Below are 21,762 nucleotides of genomic sequence, written 5' to 3'. Positions count from 1 at the left end.
GCCCCCCGGCGGGCGGGTGCGGGGGGGTGGCCGGCGCGGGCAACTTACCCCCCCCGGGGCCCCCCCCCCCGACGGCGACCTCTGGACGTTGGACGCTGCCTCAGTCGAGCGGGGCGAGGCTGTAGCTGTAGACCTCGGTGCACCCGTTGTCGTCGGTGAACGTCCGCTTGCCCGTGATGGTGCCGGACGTGTCACGCACGATGCGCTCACCGTCGAACTGCTCGCCCGCGTCGACGCGGGTCACGTGCCGCACGACCTCGCTGCCGCACGTCGCGGTGTCCTCGATGGCGCCGAGGCCGCCCCAGTCGAGGCCGTAGGTGTGCGGCCCCGGCAGGAAGTGCGCGATGAGGTCGAGGTCCCGGTCGGTCATCGAGCCGCTGGCCTCGACGGTGCAGGAGCCGCCATTGGCGGTCGGGTACGAGCCCTTCGTCGACCACTGGCCGCTGCGTGCCGCGATGTCGTCGGTGTAGACGACGATGCCGTTGTCGTGCGCCTCGAGGTGCAGCGTGGTCGCCATCGTCCACTCGGTCGTCTCGACCGTGCCGTAACCGTCCCGGGAGGTGGAGGTGCCGCGCAGCGTCGCCCGCCATCCGGCCGGCAGGTCGGTCTCATGACACGAGACCATCACCTCGGCCTCGCAGATATCGGGATCGCTCGGGGTGTTGGCGTACGTACCGGGTGCACCGCCGTTGCACTGATCGGACCCGCCCTCGCCGTAGCAATGGTCGATGCCGGCGCCACCGTCGAGCCAGTCGTTGCCCGCGCCGCCGTCCATGACGTCGTTGCCGTCGTCGCCCTCGACGTTGTCGTTGCCCCCGCGGGCGTCGATGCGGTCGTTGCCCGCCCCGCCGCTGATGAGGTCGTTGAACGGCGAGCCGGTGATACGGTCGTCGCCGTCGTCGCCCGCCAGCACCGCGCGCACCGACGCGGTGAGGACGTCGTTGCCGGCGTCGCCGTCGAGCTCCGTGCCGGCGGCGGAGGTCGAGAGGCGGTCGTTGCCGCCGTCGCCGAACGCGAAGGCGCGGGTCTCGCGGACGACGATCACGTCGGCACCGGGGCCGCCGTGCAGCGCGCCGTCGGCGCCGACACCCGAGTCGAGGTGGTCGCGGCCGGCGCCGCCGAAGAGGCGGTCGCTGCCGGCATCGCCGTCGAGGATGTCGTTGCCGGCGTCGCCGGAGAGCCGGTCGTTGCCGCGCCCGCCGTCGAGCACGTCGTTGCCGGGACCGCCGCAGATGATGTCGTTGCCGCCGTCGCCGTAGATGGTGTCGTCACCGCCGAGGGCGACGATCACGTCGTTGCCGGCGGTGCCGTGGATGTGGTCGGCGCGCGACGTGCCGACGATGGTCGCGCGGTGACCCAGACAGCGTGGCACGGACGCGGCGTCGGCGGACGCGACCGCGAAGGTCCCCGGCAGCACGAGCACGGACACGGTGAGCAGGGCCGCAGGCAGCGAGCGTCGCCGCGTGCGGGGGTTCCGATGGTGGCGCGCAGCGGTGCGCGCATCGATGAAGGTCATGGCGACGAGCCTGCTGGCGGCCGCCGTGCCCGACCATCCGCCAGACGTAGGTGGTGCGGCGACGACACCCCTACGAACGGGGGATTGCCCGACCTGCCCTCGTGCTCAGCCGCCCTTGCCCTGCGGCTCCACCGTCGGCTCGCCCTCGTCCACCACGTCGCCGCGGCGCCGGTAGGCGTCGACGAACGTCAGCAGCTCGGGCCCGCGCGGGCGGCGTCCGGGGACGATGTCGCACACCGCGGCCTTCGTCTCCTGGATGTGCACGTTCGGGTCGAGCACGAGCGGGAACAGCTCGTTCGCCGCGTCACCCGTGACGTAGCCGTTCGGGCCCCAGTGGTACGGCAGCCCGATCTGGTGCACGACCTGGCCGCCGATCGTCAGCGGCACCATGCGGTCGGTGACGATCACCCGCGCCTCGATCGCCGTCCGTGGCGTCACGATCGTCGCCCAGCCGAGATGCTCGAGCTTGCGCTCGCGCGCCAGCTCGGGGCTGATCTCGCAGAACCTCTCCGGCTGCAGTTCGGACAGGTACGGCACCCACCGGCTCATGCCACCGGCGGTGTGGTGCTCGGTCAGCCGGTAGCTGGTGAAGACGTACGGGTATGCGCCGTGGTTGTCCGGCGGCGCGTAGGCGTTGTCCTTGCGCGGGAACTGCTCGCGCCCGGGGTTCGACCGCTGCGACGGGTACAACGCGTTCGACACCGGCGACTCGTGCGGCTCGTAGTGCGTCGGCATCGGGCCGTCCATCAGCCCGGTCGGCACGTACAGCCACGCCTTGCCGTCGGTCTGCATGATGAACGGATCGGCGCCGCCGATCGCGTCCTGTGCCTTCGCGCCGTCGGGCGGCACGTAGTCGGGGCGCTTGGTCGCCTCGAAGTCAGGGACGTCGTGGCCGACCCACTTGCCCTCCGACTCGTCCCACCAGACGTAGGCCTTCCGCTCGCTCCACGGCTTGCCGTCAGGGTCTGCGGACGCGCGGTTGTAGAGGATGCGGCGGTTCGCCGGCCAGGCCCAACCCCATTCGGGCGCGACCCATGACTGCTCCTTGCCGGGCTTGCGGCGCGCGGTCTGGTTGACGCCGTCGGCGTAGCAGCCGCTGTAGATCCAGCAGCCGCACGTCGTCGAGCCGTCGTCCTTCAGCTCGGTGTAGCCCGACAGCGGTGAGCCGTCGGACGCGTACCCGCTGATCTCCTGCAGCACGGCCTCGGCGCTCGGCTCGTCGAGCGGCCCCTCGGTCGGGTAGTCCCACGCGAGGTCCAGGATCGGCCGGTCGCGCGGGTCGGTCGAGTCCTTGAGCTTCTCGCGGATGATCCGGCCGAGGTGGTAGTAGAACCACAGGTCGCTGCGGGTGTCGCCGTCGGGCTCGACTGCCTGGTGGTGCCACTGCAACAGGCGTTGTGTGTTGGTGAACGTGCCGCTCTTCTCGGTGTGTGCGGCCGCCGGCATGAAGAACACCTCGGTCGCGATGTCCTCGGTGCGCTGCTCGCCGGTCTCGATCTCCGGCCCGTCCTTCCACCACGTGGCGGACTCGATCAGCGAGAAGTCGCGGATCACCACCCAGTCGGTGTTGGACAGCCCGAGCCGCTGCATCTTCGCGTTCGGCGACCCGACCGTCGGGTTCTCGCCGACGATGAAGTATCCGCCACCGCCGCGGTCCATCTGCTGCATGACCGTCGCGTGCGTCGAGTGGTCGCCCGTGATCCGCGGCATGTAGTCGAAGCAGTAGTCGTTCTCGGCCGTCGCCGCGTCCCCCCAGTAGGCCTTCAACAGGCTCACCGTGTAGGCGCGCATGTTGCCCCAGAAGCCCTTCTTCCCGGCGTCGGCGGACACGAAGTCGTCGAGCGTCTGGTGCTGGTGCGCGTGGGGCATCGGGATGTAGCCCGGCAGGATGTTGAACAGCGTCGGGATGTCGGTCGAGCCCTGGATCGACGCGTGGCCGCGCAGCGCCATGATGCCGCCGCCGGGACGCCCCATGTTGCCCAGCAGCGTCTGCAGGATCGCCGCCGTCCGGATGTACTGCACGCCGACCGTGTGGTGCGTCCAACCGACGGCGTAGCAGAACGCGGTCGTGCGGTCGCGGCCCGAGTTCTGCACCAGCGCGTCGGCGACCTTGGCGAACAGCTCCGGCGGGATGCCGCAGACCTCCTGCACCATCTCCGGCGTGTAGCGCGCGAAGTGCCGCTTCAGCACCTGGAAGACGCACCGAGGGTGCTGCAGGGTGTCGTCCCGCTTCGGCTGGCCACCGATCGTCGCGCCGCCGCTGCCGTAGCTGTGCGAGCGTTGCGAGTCGTCGGCCGCCTGGCTCTCGTGCTGCTCGCCGGACGTGTTGCCGCCGGCGCTGCTCTCACCGGCACGGTCCTGGTACTGGGTGTCGCGGTGCCCGGCGGCCGCGGCCGCCTCGGTGCCCTCGTACTGCCAGGTCTCGCTGTCGTAGTGGTGGCTCTCGGGGTCCCAGCCGGAGAAGACGCCGGCGAGGTCCTCGGTGTCCTGGAAGTCCTCGCGCAGGATCGAGGCCGCGTTGGTGTACGCGACGACGTAGTCACGGAACTCGTGACCGCCCTGCAGCACGTGGTTGATCAGCGCGCCGAGGAAGGCGATGTCAGCGCCGGCGCGGATCGGGACGTGGATGTCCGCGACCGCCGACGTGCGCGTGAACCGTGGGTCGACGTGGATGATCGTCGCGCCGCGGGCCTTCGCCTCCATCACCCATTGGAACCCGACCGGATGGCACTCGGCCATGTTCGAACCCTCGATCACGATGCAATCGGAGTTCTGCAGGTCCTGCTGGAAGGAGGTGGCGCCGCCACGTCCGAACGAAGTTCCCAGACCGGGAACGGTGGAGCTGTGTCAAATACGGGCCTGGTTCTCGATCTGGATCGCACCCATCGCCGTGTACAGCTTCTTCATGAGGTAGTTCTCCTCGTTGTCGAGGGTCGCTCCTCCGAGACTGGCGATGCCCATGGTGCGGTTGACCCGCGCGCCGTCCACCTCGTCCTGCCAGAACGCGCGGCGGCTCCCGATCACCCGGTCGGCGATCATGTCCATGGCGGTGTCGAGATCGAGGTCCTCCCACTCGGTGCCGTGCGGGCGCCGGTAGCGGATCTTCTTCTCGCGGTTCGAGCCGGTGGTGAGCTGCAGCGTGGACGCGCCCTTGGGGCACAGCCGGCCGCGGCTGATCGGCGAGTCGGGGTCGCCCTCGACCTGGACGACCTGCTCGTCCTTGACGAAGATCCGCTGGCCGCAGCCGACCGCGCAGAACGGGCAGACGCTGCCGACGACGCGGTCGGCGGTCTCCGTGCGCGGGTCCCACTGCTTCGGCGAGCGGACGGCCTTGCCGCGTCCGAGCCGGTCCGGTCCGGTCAGCTGGCGCACCACGGGCCACTGCAGCGGACTGATGCTCACGAGCCCGATCTTCCCCCCTCGTTGCGAAATGAAACAAGCGGGGTAGGAAGAGCGCATGGGTTTGCTCTCCGGTCCGGAACCACAGGTCGCGCAGGACGCCGGTTGGCCGGAGCGGCCACGCATGGGCTTCTTCACCGACACCTCCGTCTGCATCGGTTGCAAGGCGTGCGAGGTGGCGTGCAAGGAGTGGAACGGCGTCCCGGACGACGGGTTCAACCTGCTCGGCTCGAGCTACGACAACACCGGCGCGCTCGGCGCGAGCACGTGGCGGCACGTGGCGTTCATCGAGCAGCCCCGCCGGCTCGCCGAGCAGGAGCCCGGCTTCGAGCTGCTGCCGACCGGCGCGAGTGGCGCCCCGGTCGTGAACCGCGCCGCGGACACGCTGCTGACCGGTGACAGGGGCAAGCTCGGCACGGATGTCGACGCGCTCGCCCTCGCCGGGTCGGCGGGCATCCCGGACGGCGCCGGCTCGCGCACCGAGTTCCGCTGGTTGATGGAGAGCGACGTCTGCAAGCACTGCACGCACGCCGCCTGCCTCGACGTCTGCCCGACCGGCTCGCTGTTCCGCACCGAGTTCGGCACCGTGGTCGTGCAGGACGACATCTGCAACGGCTGCGGCTACTGCGTGCCCGCCTGCCCGTTCGGCGTCATCGACCGGCGTGAGGGCGACCGCACGGTGAAGAACTCGGGCATCGCGCAGAAGTGCACGCTCTGCTACGACCGCCTCGGCGCCGGCATGACCCCGGCGTGCGCGCAGACCTGCCCGACCGAGTCGATCCAGTTCGGCCCCGTGGACGAGTTGCGCGAGCGTGCGGCGAAGCGACTGGCCGACCTGCACGCGTCCGGGGTGGGGGAGGCGCGGCTCTACGGCCACGACCCGAACGACGGCATCGGCGGCGCGGGCGCGATGTTCCTGCTGCTCGACGAGCCGCAGGTCTACGGCCTGCCGCCCGACCCGGTCGTCACCACCCGCGACCTACCGGACATGTGGAAGAAGGCGGGGATCGCCGCCGTCACCATGCTGGCCGGCGCCGTCGCCGCGTTCCTCGGCGGCAAGCGATGAGCACCCTGCCCGGCGGCTACCAGCCGGCGCAGGACGGCACCGGCCGTGAGGGCGAGCAGAACTTCGGCTCCGCCCGCGCCACGCACGTCGGCCAGGGCGGGCGACGCGGAGGTCGGCGCGGTGGTCGAGGCCGCCGCGGCGAGCAGCCGATGGTGCCGGACGCGCAGTTCACCAGCTACTACGGGCGCCCGGTGTTGAAGGCCGCGCCGTGGGGTGCCGACATCCCGGCCTACCTGTTCCTCGGCGGCGTCGCGGGCGGCTCGGCGCTGCTCGGCGCGGGCGCCGACCTCGCCGGGCTGCCCGCACTGCGGCGCAACGCCCGCCTCGGCGCGCTCGGCGCCATCACCGTCTCGTTCGGCGCGCTCGTGCACGACCTCGGCCGTCCCGAGCGGTTCGTCAACATGCTGCGTGTCGCGAAGCCGACGTCGCCGATGTCGGTCGGCACGTGGATCCTCTCCGGCTTCGGCCCGCTCGCAGGGATCGCCGCCGTCGCCGAACTGACGCCGCTCGTGCCGCGGCCGTTCCGGCCGCTCGTGCACGCACTCGCGCGCCCATCGGGCCTCGGCGCCGCGCTGCTCGGCCCCGCCGTCGCGTCCTACACAGCCGTGCTCATCGCCGACACCGCGACACCGGCCTGGCACGAGGGCTACCGCGAGCTGCCGTTCGTCTTCGTCGGGTCGGCCTCGGTTGCGTCCGGCGGCCTCGCGCTGCTCACAACACCTGTTGCGCAGACCGGCCCGGCGCGTCGGCTCGCGCTCGCGGGCGCCGCGCTCGAGCTCACCGCCGAGACGCTGATGGAGCGGCGGATGGGCCTGCCGGCCGAGACGCTGCACACCGGCAAGGCGGGCACGATGATCAAGCTCGCCAAGGCCTGCAGCGTCGTCGGCGCGGCGGCGGCCGCCGCCTCGAAAGGACGACCGTGGACGGCGCGTCTCGCCGGCGCCGCCCTGCTCGCGGCCTCGGCGTTCACCCGCTTCGGCATCTTCGAGGCGGGCCAGGAGTCGACCCGCGACCCCAAGTACACGATCGTCCCGCAGGCCGAGCGCGTCGCCCGCCGTGGCACGGACGCCGTGCAGGCAGCGCCCGAGACGGATGCCGCGCCCGAGTCGACGGTTGCCTGACCCCCCGCCCCGGACGCAGGTCGCCCGGCCGGACCGCACAGCACGACGCCCGCCGTACCGAGGTACGGCGGGCGTCGGCCTGCTCGACGGGTCAGGCGGTCAGGACGCAGCCCCCACCGTGTAGGCGTAGGGCAGCGCCGCGAGCTCGTCGCCCGATCCACCGAAGGTGCCGTCGTAGCTGCCGAGGTAGACGGTGCCGCGCACCTTCGACCCGACCGCGCCGTTCGGTATCACCGTGACGACGACCCTGCCGGTCTCACCCGGCAGCAGGTTCAGCGGCGCGACGCCGGACTTGTAGGCGCCGGTCTTCGAGTCGACGACCGTCGGGCCGTCCCGCCAGAAGTCCTTGGTGGACGTCGTCACCGCACGGTCGAAGAGCTGGCCGTGCGCGACCGCCGAGACCGTCGCCGTCCCCGACTTCGCCGTCGTGGCGAACGGGCCGGGCTCGCCGACGTCGCCGGACCAGAAGCCGGCCGAGACCGAGCGGGCCTGCGCCCGCGCGTCGACGACGTAGCCGCCGTGCCCGTCACCGACGCTGCCGGCGTAGAGCTCCGGCTCGCCACTGGTGAAGAACACGTCCCAGTTGACCGGCGTCGACGCGCGGATGGTGAAGTCCGCCCGATCGACCTCGGTCGGCACCAACCACTGCGGCGCGACGTCCGACGACGCAGGCAGCCCGAACGACGTCGACCCGTCGCCGAGCTGCGGCAGCGGGATGTTCCCCGTCCTGGTCAGGCGTGGATCGGCGAACAGGTCGAGCGAGTTGCGCGTCGTGTTCGTGATCCGCACCGGGATGCGCACCGCGTGCCCGGACGCCAGCGTCGTCGCCACGGACTTCGGCAGCGAGGCCTGCACCGAGACCGCGCTGTACCCGATCTTGGCGCTGAACGGGTACGAGAGCAGCGTTCCGCTCACCGGGTTCGCCACGGCTAGGGTGAGCACCCACCGGCCCGCCTGCGGCGCACGCGCGAACAGGTTGAACCCGCGCGAGTCGAAGGCGTTGCCGTTGGTCTTGTACGAGGCGACCTGGCCGTTCGGGCCGACCAGCACGCCGACGACGAGCGTCTTGTCGTCGCCGAAGCGCAGGTCGACGTTCAGCGCCGGCTCGTGCGCGGGCACGGTGAGGTAGTAGCTGTTCGCCTGCGCGGGCAGCAGCTGTCGCCCGTTGCCGCCGGTGATCGTGCCGGTGAAGGTCGTCGGGCGACCGGGCACGACCGAGCGCAGCACGAGCGGCATCGACGCGATCCGCCCGTGGTTCGTCGCGAACTGCACCGAGTCGACGACGTCGCCGGGACCGGCCGGCGTGCGGGTCGTGATGCGGAAGGCGGCCACCGCACCCGGTGCGATGCGGGCGCTGCTCGGGCTGACCGCCCGCGTCGTGACGAACTCCTGGGTGGCGACGCTGTAGGTGACGTAGCCGTGGAAGGCGGCCGACCGTCCCATGGCGAAGTACGCCGTCCAGCGCCCGGCGATCGGCTGCCGCACCTCGGCCAGCGCGTAGTTGGACGCGCCCTGCGGCACCGTGTAGTACGCGAGTCGCCCGCGCGGGTCGATCAGGATCGTGCGGAGGACGCCGTCGGGTGCTGCCGGCGCAGCGGCGCGGACCACGAGGCGATCGTGCCCCCGGCCCACCATGAACGGCTTGGCGACGTAGGCACGCTGGATGCCGAACGAGTCGACGAAGTACTTCGACGTGTCGGTGTTGATCGGCAGTTTGCCGCTCACGGTCACCCGCTCGCGGGTCAGGGAGCGCAGGGTCGGTGTCACGATCTCCGTCCGGCCGCTGAGGTTGCGCACCTGCACGGTGGTCGAGCGTCGCGTGTTCGGGTTGTCGACCAGCGCCAGCTGGTTGCGGCTGAGCACCAGGTTCGCGCCCTGCACCCGTGCCGGGTGACCCTGCCGGGTGGGGATGCTCCGTGCCGCATTGACGGCGGCCAGGGCGTTGAGCAAGCCCGCGCCCTGTTCCTGCGCCGGGTGCCCGAGGTCGGTGGCGGTGCTCGTCAGCAGCTGCTTGACCAGGGCCGGCGAGGGGGTCGCGCCACGGTGCGTCTGCCGGTAGGCCTGGATCACCAGCGCCGCGGCACCCGCAGTCAGCGGCGACGACTGGCTGGTACCGCCGAACTGCAACAGGTTCGACGGGTTGCCGGCGTTGTCCAGGCACTCGGCGTAGACGGCGGTGTTCGTGCTGCAGAGCGCCCACCCGTCGTCGCCCGGGGCGGCCAGGTCGGGCACGCGGCCGTTCTGTGCGACACCACCGGAGCTGATCCCGGAGATGTTGTCGCTGATCCAGCGTCCCTTCGAGAAGTTGGCGCCGCCGTAGCCCAGCTGCGAGTAGATGCGGTAGCTCGTCGTCGCCGCAACACCTATCACCGAGGGGTCGGTCGCCGGCGAGCCGACCGTGCCGGTCACGCCCGCGTCGCCGGTGCTGGCCACGACGGTGACACCGGCTGCGACGGCCATCCGGTCGGCGAGGGTGATGGGGTCGTTGCCGTTGTCCGGGTACGGGTTGCCGCCGAAGGACTCGTTCAGCACGTCGACCCGCTGCACCCGCACGGCGTAGTCGATCGCGTCGATGAAGTGGGAGGTCGGTGCGGTCGGGGCGTTGCCGAAGACCTTGAGACCCACGAGCGACGCGCCCGGCGCCATGCCGCGGACGCGGATGGTGCAGCCGGAGGGCAGCGTCGGGTTGTTGCCGTAGTTGTGGAGGTCGTAGACCTTCCGTCCCTGCGCGGCGATGGAACTGGCGTCACCGAAGGCCTCGGCCGCGCCGGACGGCGCGTTCCTGCCCTCGCCGGTGAAGTCCTGGTAGTCGACGAAGACGTGCCGACCGTTCGCCCGGATGAAGTCCGGGTTGTTCGGGTCGATGCCGTCGGCCATGAACGCGACCTTGACGCCGGCGCCGGTCACGATCTTCGTGGCGGCCGGGGCCCGACGGTCGTTCGACGCGTCGTTGGTGAGCTGCAAGGCCTCCGGCTCGAGCAGCGGCTTCCTCGGGTCGGACGTGCAGGCGCCGACGGAAACCTTGCTCGACGGCGTCGCGGTCCGGTTGGTGGTGGTGGCGGTGCGCGGTGCCGGGATCGGCAGGTCGGGGACGATCGCCGCGACCTTCGGGTCCTTGCTCAGCGACGAGATCTGCGACGACGTCAGCGACGCGGAGAACGCGTTGATGAGGCGGAAGCCGTGCACCTTCGTGGCACCGAGCGCGGTCGCCTCCCTCGCGACGCTCGCCTGGTCGGCGGCAACGGCGGCCGGCCGGGCCGAGTGGGGCCCGGCGAGCGGGAGGTCGCTGTGCTGGTCGCGCAGCAACACGATGACGGCGCCCCCGGTGGGCGCCGTCATCGGTGTGGTGGGTGCTGCCTCGGCGGCCGCGGGTGTCGCGACCGCCGCTCCGGCAGTGACGGCGGCCGCGATGATCGATGCGACCGTTGGTCTGGGCAGGGGCATGCAACAGCTCCTAGCTGGGTACGGGTTGCTGGGGTCAGCCGGGCTGACTCTGCTCGGAAGCCGCATTCAGCACAAGTACCTCAGTTGATCTTCGCGCCCCAGTGCGTCGCACGGCCGGTGGCGGACGCGGGCCGGCATGGGGGAAGGTGGAAGAGCAACCCGACGGAAGGACGCGCATGCCCATCGCCACCATCAACCCGGCCACCGGCGAGCTGGTGAAGTCCTTCGACGCGCTCTCGCACGACGAGGTCGAGGCGCGCCTCGAGCGTGCCGCGACGGCCTTCCGTCGGTACCGGCTCACGTCGGTCGACGAGCGGGTCGGCTGGCTGCGTGCCGCGGCCGACGTGCTCGACGCCGACAACGACCGCATCGCCGCGCTCATGACCCTCGAGATGGGCAAGACCCTCGCCGCGGCGAAGGCCGAGGCGGCCAAGTGCGCGAAGGCGCTGCGGTACTTCGCCGACCACGGTCCGGCGATGCTCGAGCCGACGGCGGCGGACGCGAAGGCCGTCGGCGCGGAGCAGGCCTACGTCACGTACCAGCCGATCGGTGTCGTCCTGGCGATCATGCCGTGGAACTTCCCGCTCTGGCAGGCCATGCGGTTCGCAGCGCCCGCGCTCATGGCCGGCAACGTCGGGCTGCTGAAGCACGCGAGCAACGTGCCGCAGACCGCGCTGTACATGGAGGAGCTGTTCCAGCGCGCGGGCTTCCCCGACGACGTGTTCCAGACCCTGCTGATCGGCTCGGCCGAGGTCGAGCGCGTGCTGCGCGACCGGCGCGTCGCGGCGGCCACCCTGACCGGCAGCGGGCCGGCGGGCCAGTCGGTCGCGTCGATCGCCGGTGACGTGCTGAAGAAGACGGTGCTCGAACTCGGCGGCAGTGACCCGTTCGTCGTCATGCCGTCGGCCGACCTGGACAAGGCGGCCGAGGTCGCCGCCACCGCACGGTGCCAGAACAACGGCCAGAGCTGCATCGCGGCGAAGCGCTTCATCGTGCACGAGGCCGTCGCGGACGAGTTCGAGCGGCTGTTCGCGGCCAAGCTCGAGGCCCTGACCGTCGGCGACCCGATGGACGAGCAGACCAAGGTCGGCCCACTGGCCACCGAGTCGGGACGTGAGGACGTCGAGGAGCTCGTGCAGGACGCCGTCGACAAGGGCGCGCGGATCGTCACCGGCGGCGCCCGGCCCGACCGTCCGGGCTGGTACTACCCGCCGACGCTCGTCGCCGACCTCACACCCGAGATGCGCATGTGGCGCGAGGAGGTCTTCGGCCCGGTCGCGTCACTGTTCCGCGTCCCCGACCTCGACGCCGCGATCGAGCTGGCCAACGACAGCGAGTTCGGGCTCGGCTCGAACATCTGGACCGACGACGAGGACGAGCGGCGGCGCTTCGTGCGCGACGTCGAGGCCGGCATGGTCTTCGTCAACGGCATGACCACCAGCTACCCCGAGCTGCCCTTCGGCGGCGTCAAGACCAGCGGCTACGGGCGCGAGCTGACCGAGCTGGGCATGCGCGAGTTCATGAACATCAAGTCGGTCTGGGTGGGCGCCGACTCGGCGAAGCAGGGCGACGGCGACACGGAGGCGAAGACCGAGTAGCGGGCCGCCTCGCGCGCATGGACGGCACACAGGAGGCAGCGGCAGGATGGGCGCATGAGCACGACACGGGCCGTGCGCCGCATCCTGCTCGAGATCCTCGGCTGGCTGCTCGTGCTCGGTGGCATGGCCGCGCTGGTGCTGCCCGGCCCGGGCCTGCTCCTCATCGTGGCGGGGCTCGCGCTGCTCTCGCAGCAGTACACCTGGGCCGAGCGTCGGCTCGAACCGCTCAAGAAGCGGGCGCTCGAGGCAGCCGCCGACAACGTCGCGTCGCCGCCGCGCATCGCGGTGTCTGCACTGGGCGTGCTCGTGCTGCTCGGGCTCGGCGTGCTGTGGTGCGTGCGCCCGGACGCGCCGGGATGGTGGCCCGCCGACGACAAGTGGTGGCTCGTCGGCGGTTGGGGCGCCGGTGTCTCGCTGATGGTGTCGGGGGGCGTGGCCCTCGTGCTGCTCGTCTACAGCTATCGCAACTTCCGCGACATCAAGGCCCACGACCCCACACCGTGAGGTGCGGCCGGGTCAGCCCTTCGCGGCCGTCAGCTGCTGCACCTGCTCGTCGGTGAGCGTCACCTGCGCTCCGCCGACGTTCTCCTCGAGGTGGGCGACGCTCGACGTGCCGGGGATCGGCAGCATCACCGGCGACCGCGCGAGCAGCCAGGCGAGTGCGACCTGCGAGGGCGTGGCACCGGTGGCGTGCACGATCTCGTCGACCGGGCCACCCGGCTTGGCCAGGTCGCCGGCGGCGATCGGGAACCACGGGATGAAACCGATGCCGTTCGCCTCGCAGTGCTCGAGCACAGCTTCGCTCTGCCGGTTGCTCAGGTTGTAGAGGTTCTGCACCGTCGCGATCTCGACGACGCCCCGCGCCTGCTCGATCTCGTCGACGCTCACCTCGGACAGCCCGACCGCGGCGACCTTGCCCTCGTCCTGCAACTCCTTGAGCAGGCCGAACTGCTCGGCCGCCGGCACCTTGGGGTCGATGCGGTGCAGCTGGAACAGGTCGATGCGCTCGACGCCGAGACGCCGCAGCGAGAGCTCGCACTGCTGGCGCAGGTACTCGGGGCGGCCGACCGGACGCCAGATGTCGGGGCCGTGGCGGGTGAGGCCGGCCTTCGTCGCGATGAGCACCTGCTCGGGGTAGGGGTGCAGCGCCTCGCGCAGGATCTGCTCGCTCACCTCGGGGCCGTACGAGTCGGCGGTGTCGATGAAGTCGACGCCGAGCTCGACGGCGCGGCGCACGACGCGGATGCACTCGTCGCGGTCGGCCGGCTCACCCCAGATGCCCTTGCCGGTCAGGCGCATGGCGCCGAAACCGAGCCGGTGCACGGAGCGCCCGCCGATGCTGAAGGTTCCGGAAGCGTGGGCGATGGGTGTGTCGGTGGTGGTCACGTCATCCACGTTACCCACGGCGGGCACCGGGCATACCTGTGCTCGTGACCGACGCCGAACGCAGCCTCCCGCCCACCGTCTTCGTCGTCTACGGCGCCACCGGCGACCTCGCCAAGCGCATGGTGCTGCCCGCGTTCTACGAACTCGCCCGGCGTGACCTGCTGCCCGAGCAGTGGCGGCTGGTCGGCAACGGCCGCGGCGACGTCTCGCACGAGGACTTCGCCGGACGCGTCCACGACGCCCTCACCGAGTTCGGGCCGCTGAAGGACAACCCGTCCGACGAGCACTGGGACGCGTTCCGCGAACGGCTGCGCTTCGCCGGCGGCGGCTTCAGCAGCGACGACCCCGGCAGCCTGCTCGACGTGATCGCCGAGGCGAAGGACGACCTCGGTGACGACGTGCAGTACGTGCACTACTTCGCGGTGCCCCCGTCGGCGTTCGGCCCGCTCACCGAGGGTTTGGCTCAACACGGGTTGAGCAAGGGCGCGCGCGTCGTCTACGAGAAGCCGTTCGGCACGTCGCCCGAGTCGTTCCGCGAGCTCGACGACCTCGTGCACTCGGTGCTCGACGAGGACCAGGTCTTCCGCAACGACCACATCCAGGGCAAGGAGGGCCCCCAAGACCAGCACGTGCTGCGCCTGGCGAACCGGTTGTTCCAACAGGTGTGGAGCAACGAGCACGTCGCCGAGGTACAGATCGACGTTCCCGAGGAACTGGACGTCGCCGACCGGGCTGACTTCTACGACCACACCGGTGCGGCGCTCGACATGGTCGTCACGCACTTGTTCCAGGTCGCGGCCGAGGTGGCGATGGAGCCGCCCGCCAGCCTCGAACCGGCCGACCTGCAGCAGGCCCGCGAGGCGGTGCTCGCCTGCTTCCGGCCGCTCGACCCGGCGAAGGACGTCGTCTGCGGCCAGTTCGAGGGTTACCGCGACCTCGACGGCGTCGCCGACGACTCGCAGCGCGAGACCTTCGTCGCGGCCCGGCTCTGGGTCGACTCCGACCGGTGGCGCGGGGTGCCGTTCCTGCTGCGCACCGGCAAGCGCATGGCCAAGAGCGCGCAGACCGTGAGCCTGGTGCTGCGGCAGCCGGACGGCCCGGTCGAGTCGCTGCCCGAGCACGGGAACGTCGTGACGCTGTCGCTGTCCGGCAGTGGCGCCCTCGGCGTCGGCGTCGTCGTCAAGCAGCCGGGGCCGACGCTCGAGCTCGCGCCCGGACGCGCCGCCCTCGCGCTCGACGACGTGCCCGGCGGCTCGCCGCTGCCGCCCTACGTGTCGCTGATCCACGACGTGGTCGTGGGCGACCGGTCGCTGTTCACGACGAGCGCGGGCCTGGCCAAGGCGTGGGACGCGTTCGCACCGCTGCAGCAGGGACCGCCCACCCCGGTGCCGTACGCGCCCGGGTCGATGGGGCCGGCGGAGGCCGACCGCCTCGCCGGGCCGGTCGGCTGGGTCTGAGCTCGCGCGGGCCGGAGGGCGCTGCAGGAACTGTCAGTGGCCCGGGCCAAGATGGGCGCTGTCGCAGTGAGCGTCCAGTCACCGAGTCCGAGGAGCCTGCATGACCGTCGTCGACCTGTTCCGCCTCGACGGGAAGGTGGCCGTCGTGACGGGCGCGTCGTCCGGACTCGGCGTGGCCTTCGCGCAGGCCCTGGCCGAGGCGGGCGCGGACGTCGCGCTCGGCGCCCGTCGGGTCGAGCGGCTCGCCGAGACGGCCGCCCTCGTCGAGGGAGCCGGACGCCGCGCGATCAGCGTCGGCACCGACGTCGCGAACCCTGACGACTGCCAGCGCCTCGTCGACGAGACGGTCGCGCAGCTCGGGCGCGTCGACATCCTGGTGAACAACGCCGGTGTCGGCACGGCGGTGCCGGCCACCCGCGAGACCCCCGAGCAGTTCCGGCGGGTGATCGACATCAACCTCAACGGCTGCTACTGGATGGCGCAGGCGTGCGGCCGGGTGATGGGCGAGGGCAGCAGCATCATCAACATCAGCTCGATCCTCGGCATCACCACGGCGGGGCTGCCGCAGGCGGCGTACGCGGCGAGCAAGGCCGGGCTCATCGGGCTCACCCGCGACCTCGCCCAGCAATGGACCGGCCGCAAGGGCATCCGCGTCAACGCGATCGCGCCGGGCTTCTTCACCTCCGAGATGACCGACGAGTACCCACCCGGCTACCTCGACGCCATGACGCCGAGGATGATCATCCCTCGCAAGGGTGACCCGGCCGAGCTGGCCGCGACCGTCGTCTTCCTCGCCTCGCCGGCCGGCGGCTACATCACCGGCCAGACGCTCGCCGTCGACGGCGGGCTCACCATCACCTGACCCGGGGAGAGGCCTCATGTCGTTCAACCTGGCGACGATGCTGCGCGAGTCGCGCACCGAGAACCCCGACAAGCCGCTGTGCTGGATCGGCGAGCTCTCGTTGAGCTACGCGCAGGTCGACCACATCTCGGGACGGGTGGCCGCCTCGCTGCGCGGGCTCGGACTGCAGCGCGGCGACAAGGTCGCGGTGCAGCTGCCCAACCTGCCGCAGTTCCTGTTCTCCTACTTCGGCATCCTCAAGGCCGGTCTGGTGATGGTGCCGCTGAACCCGCTGCTGATGGCGCCCGAGGTGGCCTACCACCTCGAGAACTCCGACAGCCGCGTGCTGATCACCTTCGAGTCGTTCGCGACCGAGGCCGTCAAGGGCGCCGCCGAGGTCGACGGCGTCACCAGCTTCATCGTGAACCTGCCGGGCAACGACGCGCGACCCGAGGGCACACGGTCTTTCGACGAGCTCTACGCCGCCGACCCGATCGGGCACCATGACGGCGGGGACATCGAGCCGACGAACGCCGACGACACCGCCGTGATCATCTACACCAGCGGCACGACCGGGAAGCCGAAGGGTGCCGAGCTCACCCACTTCGAGCTGTTCATGAACTGCACCACCGCCGGCACGCTGTTCGGCTTCCAGCCCGACGACGTCGGCCTCGCGGTGCTGCCGCTGTTCCACGTCTTCGGCCTGTCGAGCGTGCTGAACACGACCGTCCGCTTCGCCGGCACGCTGGTGCTGGTACCGCGCTTCGAGCCGGGGCAGGTCGTCGACGAGATGGAACGGCGCGGGGTCACGATCTTCTCGGGCGTCCCGACCATGTACTTCGCCCTGCTGCACGCCGACACGACCGGACGCGACCTGAGCCGGCTACGGGTCGGCTGCTCCGGCGGCGCGGCGATGCCGGGCGAGGTGATCAAGGCGTTCGAGGAGAAGTTCCCCGGCGTGGTCATCCTCGAGGGCTACGGGCTGAGCGAGACCGCGAGCACCACGACGTTCAACGTCAACGCCGAGCAGCGCAAGGTGCTCTCGATCGGCAAGCCGATCTGGGGTGTCGAGGTGAAGGTCGTCGACGACGACGACCGGCCGTTGCCGCCGGGCGAGCAGCACGTCGGCGAGATCGTGATCCGCGGGCACAACGTGATGAAGGGGTACTACAAGAACCCCGAGGCGACGGCCGAGGCGTTCCGCGGTGGCTGGTTCCACAGCGGCGACCTCGGCTATGTCGACGACGACGGCTACTTCTTCGTCGTCGACCGCAAGAAGGACCTCGTCATCCGCGGCGGCTACAACGTCTACCCGCGCGAGGTCGAGGAGGTGCTCTACGGCCACCCGGCGATCGCCGAGGCGGCCGTCGTCGGCCGGCCGGACGAGAAGCTGGGGGAGGAGGTCGTCGCCTTCGTCGGCCTCAAGCCCGGCGCCACCGCCACGCCGGACGAGATCGTCGCCTGGACGAAGGAGCGGCTGGCCGCCTACAAGTACCCGCGCGAGATCCGCATCGTCGACGACCTGCCGAAGGGGCCGACCGGCAAGATCCTGAAGAAGGAGCTCCGCCCCCGCCTCTGACCGGCCGTGTGACGGCGCTCCGACCCGCGTGTCGGGTGGGTGCCCGCCTGGGTAGGACCTTGCGCATGGGTTCGTCGGAGGCACGGGCATGAGCCGGGCGGGGGTCGCCGTCGGCGGCCGCTACCGGCTCGAGGAGCCCCTCGCGTCCGGGGGCATGGGCACCGTCTGGCGGGCCTGGGACGAACGGCTGCAGCGCATCGTCGCGGTCAAGCAGCTGCACCTCGACCCCGCCCTGCCGGCCGCCGAACGCGACCTCGCGGTCGCCCGCATGCTGCGCGAGGCACGCATCACCGCGCAGCTGCGGCACCCGAACGCCGTGCCGGTCTTCGACGTCATCGACGATGACGGCCGGCCGAGCCTGGTGATGCCGTTCATCCCGTCGCGCAGCCTGCACCAGGTGCTCACCACCGACGGTCCGCTGCTGCCGCCGGTGGTCGCGCGGCTCGGCGTGCAGATCGCGGCCGCGCTCGCGTCGGCGCACCGCCTCGGCATCGTGCACCGCGATGTGAAGCCGGGCAACGTGCTCATCGACGACGAGGGCGTCGGGCACCTCACCGACTTCGGCATCGCACACACGCCCGACGACCCCACGCTGACCAGTACCGGCATGATCACCGGCACCCCCGCGTACCTGGCGCCCGAGGTGGCGCGCGGCGCGCCGTCGGACACCGCGAGCGACGTCTGGTCGCTCGGCGCCACCCTCTACGCCGCGGTCGAGGGGCACCCGCCGTTCGGCACCGAGGGCACGCCGATGGCGGTGCTGCACCGTGTCGCGTCCGGCCGCCCCGAGGCGCCGCGGCGCAGCGGCGAGCTGACCCCGCTGCTGCAGGCGATGCTCGCCGCCGACCCGGCCGTCCGGCCACGGATGGTCGACGTCGTCGACCGGCTGTCGCGGCTCACCGACGCGCCGACAGCCAGCCTGCGGGCCGAGGCACCCACGGATGTCGTGCCGCCCCCGGCGACGCGAGCGACGCCGGCCGCCGCACCGTTCGTCGCGGCCGCCTCCGCGCCGCCCTTCGTCCCGCCATCGGCGCCCGCGCGACAGCGCCGCCGGCGTCCGTGGCTGCCCGTGCTCGCTGTGGCGCTCGTGGCCGCGCTCGCCGCCGTGGTCGCGATCGTGCTGCTCAGCGGCGGGGGCGACGGCGGTCCGTCCGCGCCGCCGAGCACCGCACCGCCGGGCTCGTCGTCCGCGGCCACGCGCTCGTCGCAGCCGCCCTCGACACGGTCGACGACGTCGGCCGTCCCGGCGCCGCCGGCGTCGAACCCGGGCGACGGCCACGGCAAGGACGACGGGAAGGGCAAGGGGAAGGGCAAGGACGGGAAGGACGCCGCCGCCGCGCCCACCGCCGCCGACCTGTCGCAGGCGATCACCGACTACTTCACCCTCGTGCCCGGCGACCTCGACGCCGCCTGGCAGCGGTTGACACCGACCTTCCAGCAGCAGCGCGCCGGCGGACGCGCCTCCTTCGACGCCTACTGGCGCAGCATCGACCACGTCGACGTCGCCGACGTGGCGGCCCGCCCGCCGTCCACCGTCACGGCGACGCTCACCTACCACTACGCCGACGGCCGCACCGTCACCGACGCGACCACCTTCACCCTCGTCCGACAGGGTGGCGTCCTGAAGATCGACAGCGAGACCTGATCAGCGGCGCAGGGCCGCCAGCTGCGCGGCGAGCGGCAGGCTGATCGTGAACGTCGACCCGAGGCCGGGGGTCGACTCGACGGTCAGCTCGCCGGCGTGCCGGTCGACGATCGTCTTCACGATCGCCAGCCCGAGCCCGGTGCCCTTGGTGTCCTGGGCGGTCGAGGCGCGGAAGAAGCGGTCGAACAGCTTGTCCTGCTCGGCGCGGGGGATGCCGACACCGGTGTCGGTCACGGCCAGCTGCGCGCGGTCGCCGACGATGTCGAGCCGCACCGTGACCCGGCCGCCGGCAGGCGTGTACTTGGCGGCGTTCGCGAGCACGTTGACGATCGCGCGGTCGAGCTGGCGCGGGTCGCCGTGCACCATCACCCGGCGGGTGCCGTCGAGCTCGAGGTCGAGCACCTGCTCGCGCTGGGCGACGAGGTGGTGCACCGCGTCGACGGCCTCGAGCACGACAGCCGTGAGGTCGACGGCCACCGTCGGCGCGGTGCGCACCTCCGCGTCCAGCCGGGCCAGGGCCAGCAGGTCCTCGACGAGGTCGGACAGGCGCGCGGCGTTGCGGTCCATCGCCTCCAGCATCTGGCGGCGGTCGTCGTCCGGTTCGTCGTCGAGCAGCAGTTCGAGGTAGCCGCCGATCGTCGTCAGCGGCGTGCGTAGCTCGTGCGACACCGTCGCGACCACCTCGGTGCGCATCTCGTCCACCCCGCGCAGGCGCTCGGCGGCCGCGCGCTGCTGGTCGAGCGCGTCAAGCAGTGCGCGCTCCGACTCCTGCCGCACCGCGAGCTCCTCGGCGTTCTCGCGGGCCAGTTCCTCACCGGACGTGCGCAGCGCATCGCGGGCGTGGTCGAGGGCGACGGCGGCGCGGCCGACGGCGATGAGCACCTCGTTGAAGGCGGCGGCCATCGTGCCGACCTCGTCCCGGGTCGTGACCGCCACCTGCCGGTGCGCGGGCGTCGCCCGGGCCGCGTCGAGCTCGCCGCGTCCGAGCGCGTGCATCGCCTCGGTGAGCTCGGTGAGCGTGCCACTCGCGAGACCGGTGGCGACGTCGGCCACCTCGATGACGCTGTGCGCCACCATGCCCGGCAGGATCAGCCCGACGCTGATCGTGAGGATCGCGACGGCGACGAAGATGTCCTCGAGGATGGCCGTGCGGGTCGGCGTCCCGGACGAACTGGTGACGGCGAGCAGGTACCCCGCGCCGTCGAGGGCCAGCACCAGCAGCATCGCGCCGGTGAGCTTGAAGTGCAGGCTGAACGGCACCCGCTCGCGGCCGGACGCGACACGGTCCTGGTGGCGGCGCCAGGCGTAGAACGCGCTGCCCGAGTAGGCGAGGGCGAGGCCGAAGAGCACGACCGGCAGGCCGAACTGCCGGAAGCCGAGGATGGTCGCGATGAGCCACACCACTGCGGCGCCGAGCCCGAGCGCGACCGTGCCGCGCGGCGCCCGCCACGGCCGCTCGCGGTCGGGGGAGTCGCGCCGCAGCAGCCAGACGGCGACGCTCGGCATGGCGATGCCGATGAGGTAGGTGAAGTTCGCCGCCGCGATCATCCAGACCGGGTCGCCCGCGAGCAGGAAGATGATCGCCAGCCCGGCGGTGAGCAGGGTCGCGACGACGGGTGCGTCGAACCGGTTGCGTCGGCCGAAGGTCACCGGCAGCAGCCCGTCGTCGGCCAGTTGCGACAACGTGCGCGCAGCGCCGGCCAGTGGCTGCGCCGTGCCGTGCAGCATGTTGAGCACCATGAACCAGATCGCCGCGCTGTGGGCTGCCGCGCCGAGCAGCGGCGCGAAGGTGGGCCCGAGCAGGTGGGCGAGCCCGGTGCGGTCGGCCCCGCCGAGGCCGGACGCGCCGAACAGGCCGAGCCACACCACCGGCAGCACCAGGAAGTAGAGCCCGGCCATGCCGGCGCTGGCCTTCATCGCCCGCGGCAGCGAGCGCACCGGGTCCTTCATCTCGCCGACGTGGCAGGTGGCCGCCTCGAAGGCGGGCGCGGCGAAGCCGATGAGATAGAGCCCCGCCATCGCGCTCGAGATGCCGCCGAAGACGCCGTGGAACGGTTGGGTCAGGTGCCACGACGTCGCGCGGTGGACGTCGACGTCACCCGCGACGATCGGGACGAGCGCCGACAGGAACGCCAGTCCGGCCGAGCCGACGGCGATGACGCGCACCACCGCGGTGACCCGGCCGATGCCGCAGAGGTTGAGCACGGTGAAGGAGATGACGATGGCCGTGGCCATGAGCGGGACCGGCACACCCGGCAGGTACCAGTCGTGCACGGCCTCGGCCGCGAGCAGCGCCGTGAGCCCGCACGTCGGTACCCAGCCCCACCAGTAGCAGACGCCGGTGAGATTGGCGAAGACCGGGTTGTAGCGGCGGAACGCCTCCGAGCAGGTGGCCGCGATGCCGCCGATGCGGTCGGGCCACATGAGGCTGAGCTCGGTCCAGCCCGGCGCGGCCGCCCACGCCAGCAGCAGGCCGACGACGAGCAGGGGCACCGCGGCGCTGCCCTGCGCGACGACGAGCGCCGTGATGAGGAACAGGCTCTGGTTGCTGCCGCCCATGGCGATCGCCGACGTCCCGAACCACCCCAGCGTGCGGGGGTGCGGACGGACGGGGGACGGCTCGGGCATGCTCGATGCCTCCGGACACGGTCCGCGCGGCGCACGGGCTCATCGGGTCCATCGGCCACCCGCCGGGGCAGGTGAGTCCCGT

The 21,762-nt window shown here is 71.8% G+C and carries 13 protein-coding genes; 8 read left to right on the top strand and 5 right to left on the bottom strand.

The window, feature by feature from the left end:
* Positions 1-100 precede the first annotated feature (100 nt).
* Both ACTHMS_RS06630 and fdh read right to left on the bottom strand, forming a co-directional pair.
* Positions 101-1,516 carry a calcium-binding protein gene (locus ACTHMS_RS06630; RefSeq protein ID WP_440305878.1) on the bottom strand — a complete coding sequence of 472 codons (1,416 nt, stop codon included), beginning with the start codon at positions 1,514-1,516 and terminating at the stop codon, positions 101-103.
* Positions 1,517-1,621: 105 nt separating this feature from the next.
* Entirely contained in the window at positions 1,622-4,975 is a 3,354-nt protein-coding gene (gene fdh / locus ACTHMS_RS06625; RefSeq protein WP_440305877.1) for a formate dehydrogenase, read from the bottom strand.
* On the opposite strand from fdh, the gene ACTHMS_RS06620 reads away from it, so the two are divergent.
* Together ACTHMS_RS06620 and nrfD are read left to right on the top strand one after the other, a co-directional pair.
* Positions 4,974-5,981 (top strand): 4Fe-4S dicluster domain-containing protein, encoded by a 1,008-nt coding sequence (locus tag ACTHMS_RS06620; RefSeq protein WP_440305876.1) that lies wholly within the window; start codon positions 4,974-4,976, stop codon positions 5,979-5,981. The two genes, fdh and ACTHMS_RS06620, sit on opposite strands and share 2 nt — an antisense overlap.
* Positions 5,978-7,102: an NrfD/PsrC family molybdoenzyme membrane anchor subunit gene (nrfD, locus tag ACTHMS_RS06615; protein ID WP_440305875.1), complete on the top strand. Its 1,125-nt coding sequence runs from the start codon at positions 5,978-5,980 to the stop codon at positions 7,100-7,102. Before ACTHMS_RS06620 ends, nrfD begins: the two co-directional genes overlap by 4 nt.
* Positions 7,103-7,201: 99 nt before the next feature.
* On the opposite strand, the gene ACTHMS_RS06610 is transcribed toward nrfD, so the two are convergent.
* Complete coding sequence (locus ACTHMS_RS06610) at positions 7,202-10,546, bottom strand: S8 family peptidase (RefSeq protein ID WP_440305874.1); 3,345 nt, start codon at positions 10,544-10,546, stop codon at positions 7,202-7,204.
* Positions 10,547-10,722: 176 nt separating this feature from the next.
* Here ACTHMS_RS06610 and ACTHMS_RS06605 point away from each other — a divergent pair, with 176 nt between their 5' ends.
* A complete protein-coding gene (locus ACTHMS_RS06605; RefSeq protein WP_440305873.1) occupies positions 10,723-12,144 on the top strand; it encodes an NADP-dependent succinic semialdehyde dehydrogenase in 1,422 nt (473 codons plus the stop codon).
* Positions 12,145-12,198: 54 nt separating this feature from the next.
* The gene (locus tag ACTHMS_RS06600) at positions 12,199-12,648 is read left to right on the top strand and encodes a PGPGW domain-containing protein (protein WP_440305872.1); all 450 of its coding nucleotides are present in this window, start codon (positions 12,199-12,201) and stop codon (positions 12,646-12,648) included.
* A 12-nt stretch (positions 12,649-12,660) separates the two neighbouring features.
* Here the strand turns inward: ACTHMS_RS06600 and ACTHMS_RS06595 are convergent, their stop codons facing one another.
* Positions 12,661-13,530, bottom strand: a complete 870-nt coding sequence (locus tag ACTHMS_RS06595) for an aldo/keto reductase (protein WP_440305871.1) — start codon at positions 13,528-13,530, stop codon at positions 12,661-12,663.
* 44 nt (positions 13,531-13,574) lie between these two features.
* On the opposite strand from ACTHMS_RS06595, the gene ACTHMS_RS06590 reads away from it, so the two are divergent.
* From ACTHMS_RS06590 to ACTHMS_RS06575, 4 genes are all read left to right on the top strand, one after another.
* On the top strand, positions 13,575-14,987 hold the full coding sequence (locus tag ACTHMS_RS06590; RefSeq protein WP_440305870.1) for a glucose-6-phosphate dehydrogenase: 1,413 nt from the start codon (positions 13,575-13,577) through the stop codon (positions 14,985-14,987).
* A 100-nt stretch (positions 14,988-15,087) separates the two neighbouring features.
* Positions 15,088-15,849: an SDR family NAD(P)-dependent oxidoreductase gene (locus tag ACTHMS_RS06585; protein ID WP_440305869.1), complete on the top strand. Its 762-nt coding sequence runs from the start codon at positions 15,088-15,090 to the stop codon at positions 15,847-15,849.
* 16 nt (positions 15,850-15,865) lie between these two features.
* The gene (locus tag ACTHMS_RS06580; protein WP_440305868.1) at positions 15,866-17,407 is read left to right on the top strand and encodes a long-chain-fatty-acid--CoA ligase; all 1,542 of its coding nucleotides are present in this window, start codon (positions 15,866-15,868) and stop codon (positions 17,405-17,407) included.
* 88 nt (positions 17,408-17,495) lie between these two features.
* A complete protein-coding gene (locus tag ACTHMS_RS06575) occupies positions 17,496-19,052 on the top strand; it encodes a serine/threonine-protein kinase (protein ID WP_440305867.1) in 1,557 nt (518 codons plus the stop codon).
* Here ACTHMS_RS06575 and ACTHMS_RS06570 read toward each other — a convergent pair whose 3' ends face one another.
* A complete protein-coding gene (locus ACTHMS_RS06570) occupies positions 19,053-21,680 on the bottom strand; it encodes an ATP-binding protein (RefSeq protein WP_440305866.1) in 2,628 nt (875 codons plus the stop codon).
* Positions 21,681-21,762: the final 82 nt, after the last annotated feature.

The sequence above is a fragment of the Jatrophihabitans sp. genome (assembly GCF_051960575.1).
Classification (GTDB): domain Bacteria; phylum Actinomycetota; class Actinomycetes; order Mycobacteriales; family Jatrophihabitantaceae; genus JBQCEE01.
The sequence above is the reverse complement of the archived record's forward strand: the minus strand, read 5'-3'. Positions and strand labels throughout refer to the sequence as shown.

Coding starts and splice junctions, on each gene's coding strand:
- ACTHMS_RS06570 (WP_440305866.1), bottom strand. CDS start 21,680: ATGCCCGAGCCGTCCCCCGTCCGTCCGCACCCCCGCACGCTGGGGTGG.
- ACTHMS_RS06605 (WP_440305873.1), top strand. CDS start 10,723: ATGCCCATCGCCACCATCAACCCGGCCACCGGCGAGCTGGTGAAGTCC.
- nrfD (WP_440305875.1), top strand. CDS start 5,978: ATGAGCACCCTGCCCGGCGGCTACCAGCCGGCGCAGGACGGCACCGGC.
- ACTHMS_RS06630 (WP_440305878.1), bottom strand. CDS start 1,516: ATGACCTTCATCGATGCGCGCACCGCTGCGCGCCACCATCGGAACCCC.
- ACTHMS_RS06610 (WP_440305874.1), bottom strand. CDS start 10,546: ATGCCCCTGCCCAGACCAACGGTCGCATCGATCATCGCGGCCGCCGTC.
- ACTHMS_RS06580 (WP_440305868.1), top strand. CDS start 15,866: ATGTCGTTCAACCTGGCGACGATGCTGCGCGAGTCGCGCACCGAGAAC.
- ACTHMS_RS06620 (WP_440305876.1), top strand. CDS start 4,974: ATGGGTTTGCTCTCCGGTCCGGAACCACAGGTCGCGCAGGACGCCGGT.
- ACTHMS_RS06575 (WP_440305867.1), top strand. CDS start 17,496: ATGAGCCGGGCGGGGGTCGCCGTCGGCGGCCGCTACCGGCTCGAGGAG.
- ACTHMS_RS06600 (WP_440305872.1), top strand. CDS start 12,199: ATGAGCACGACACGGGCCGTGCGCCGCATCCTGCTCGAGATCCTCGGC.
- ACTHMS_RS06585 (WP_440305869.1), top strand. CDS start 15,088: ATGACCGTCGTCGACCTGTTCCGCCTCGACGGGAAGGTGGCCGTCGTG.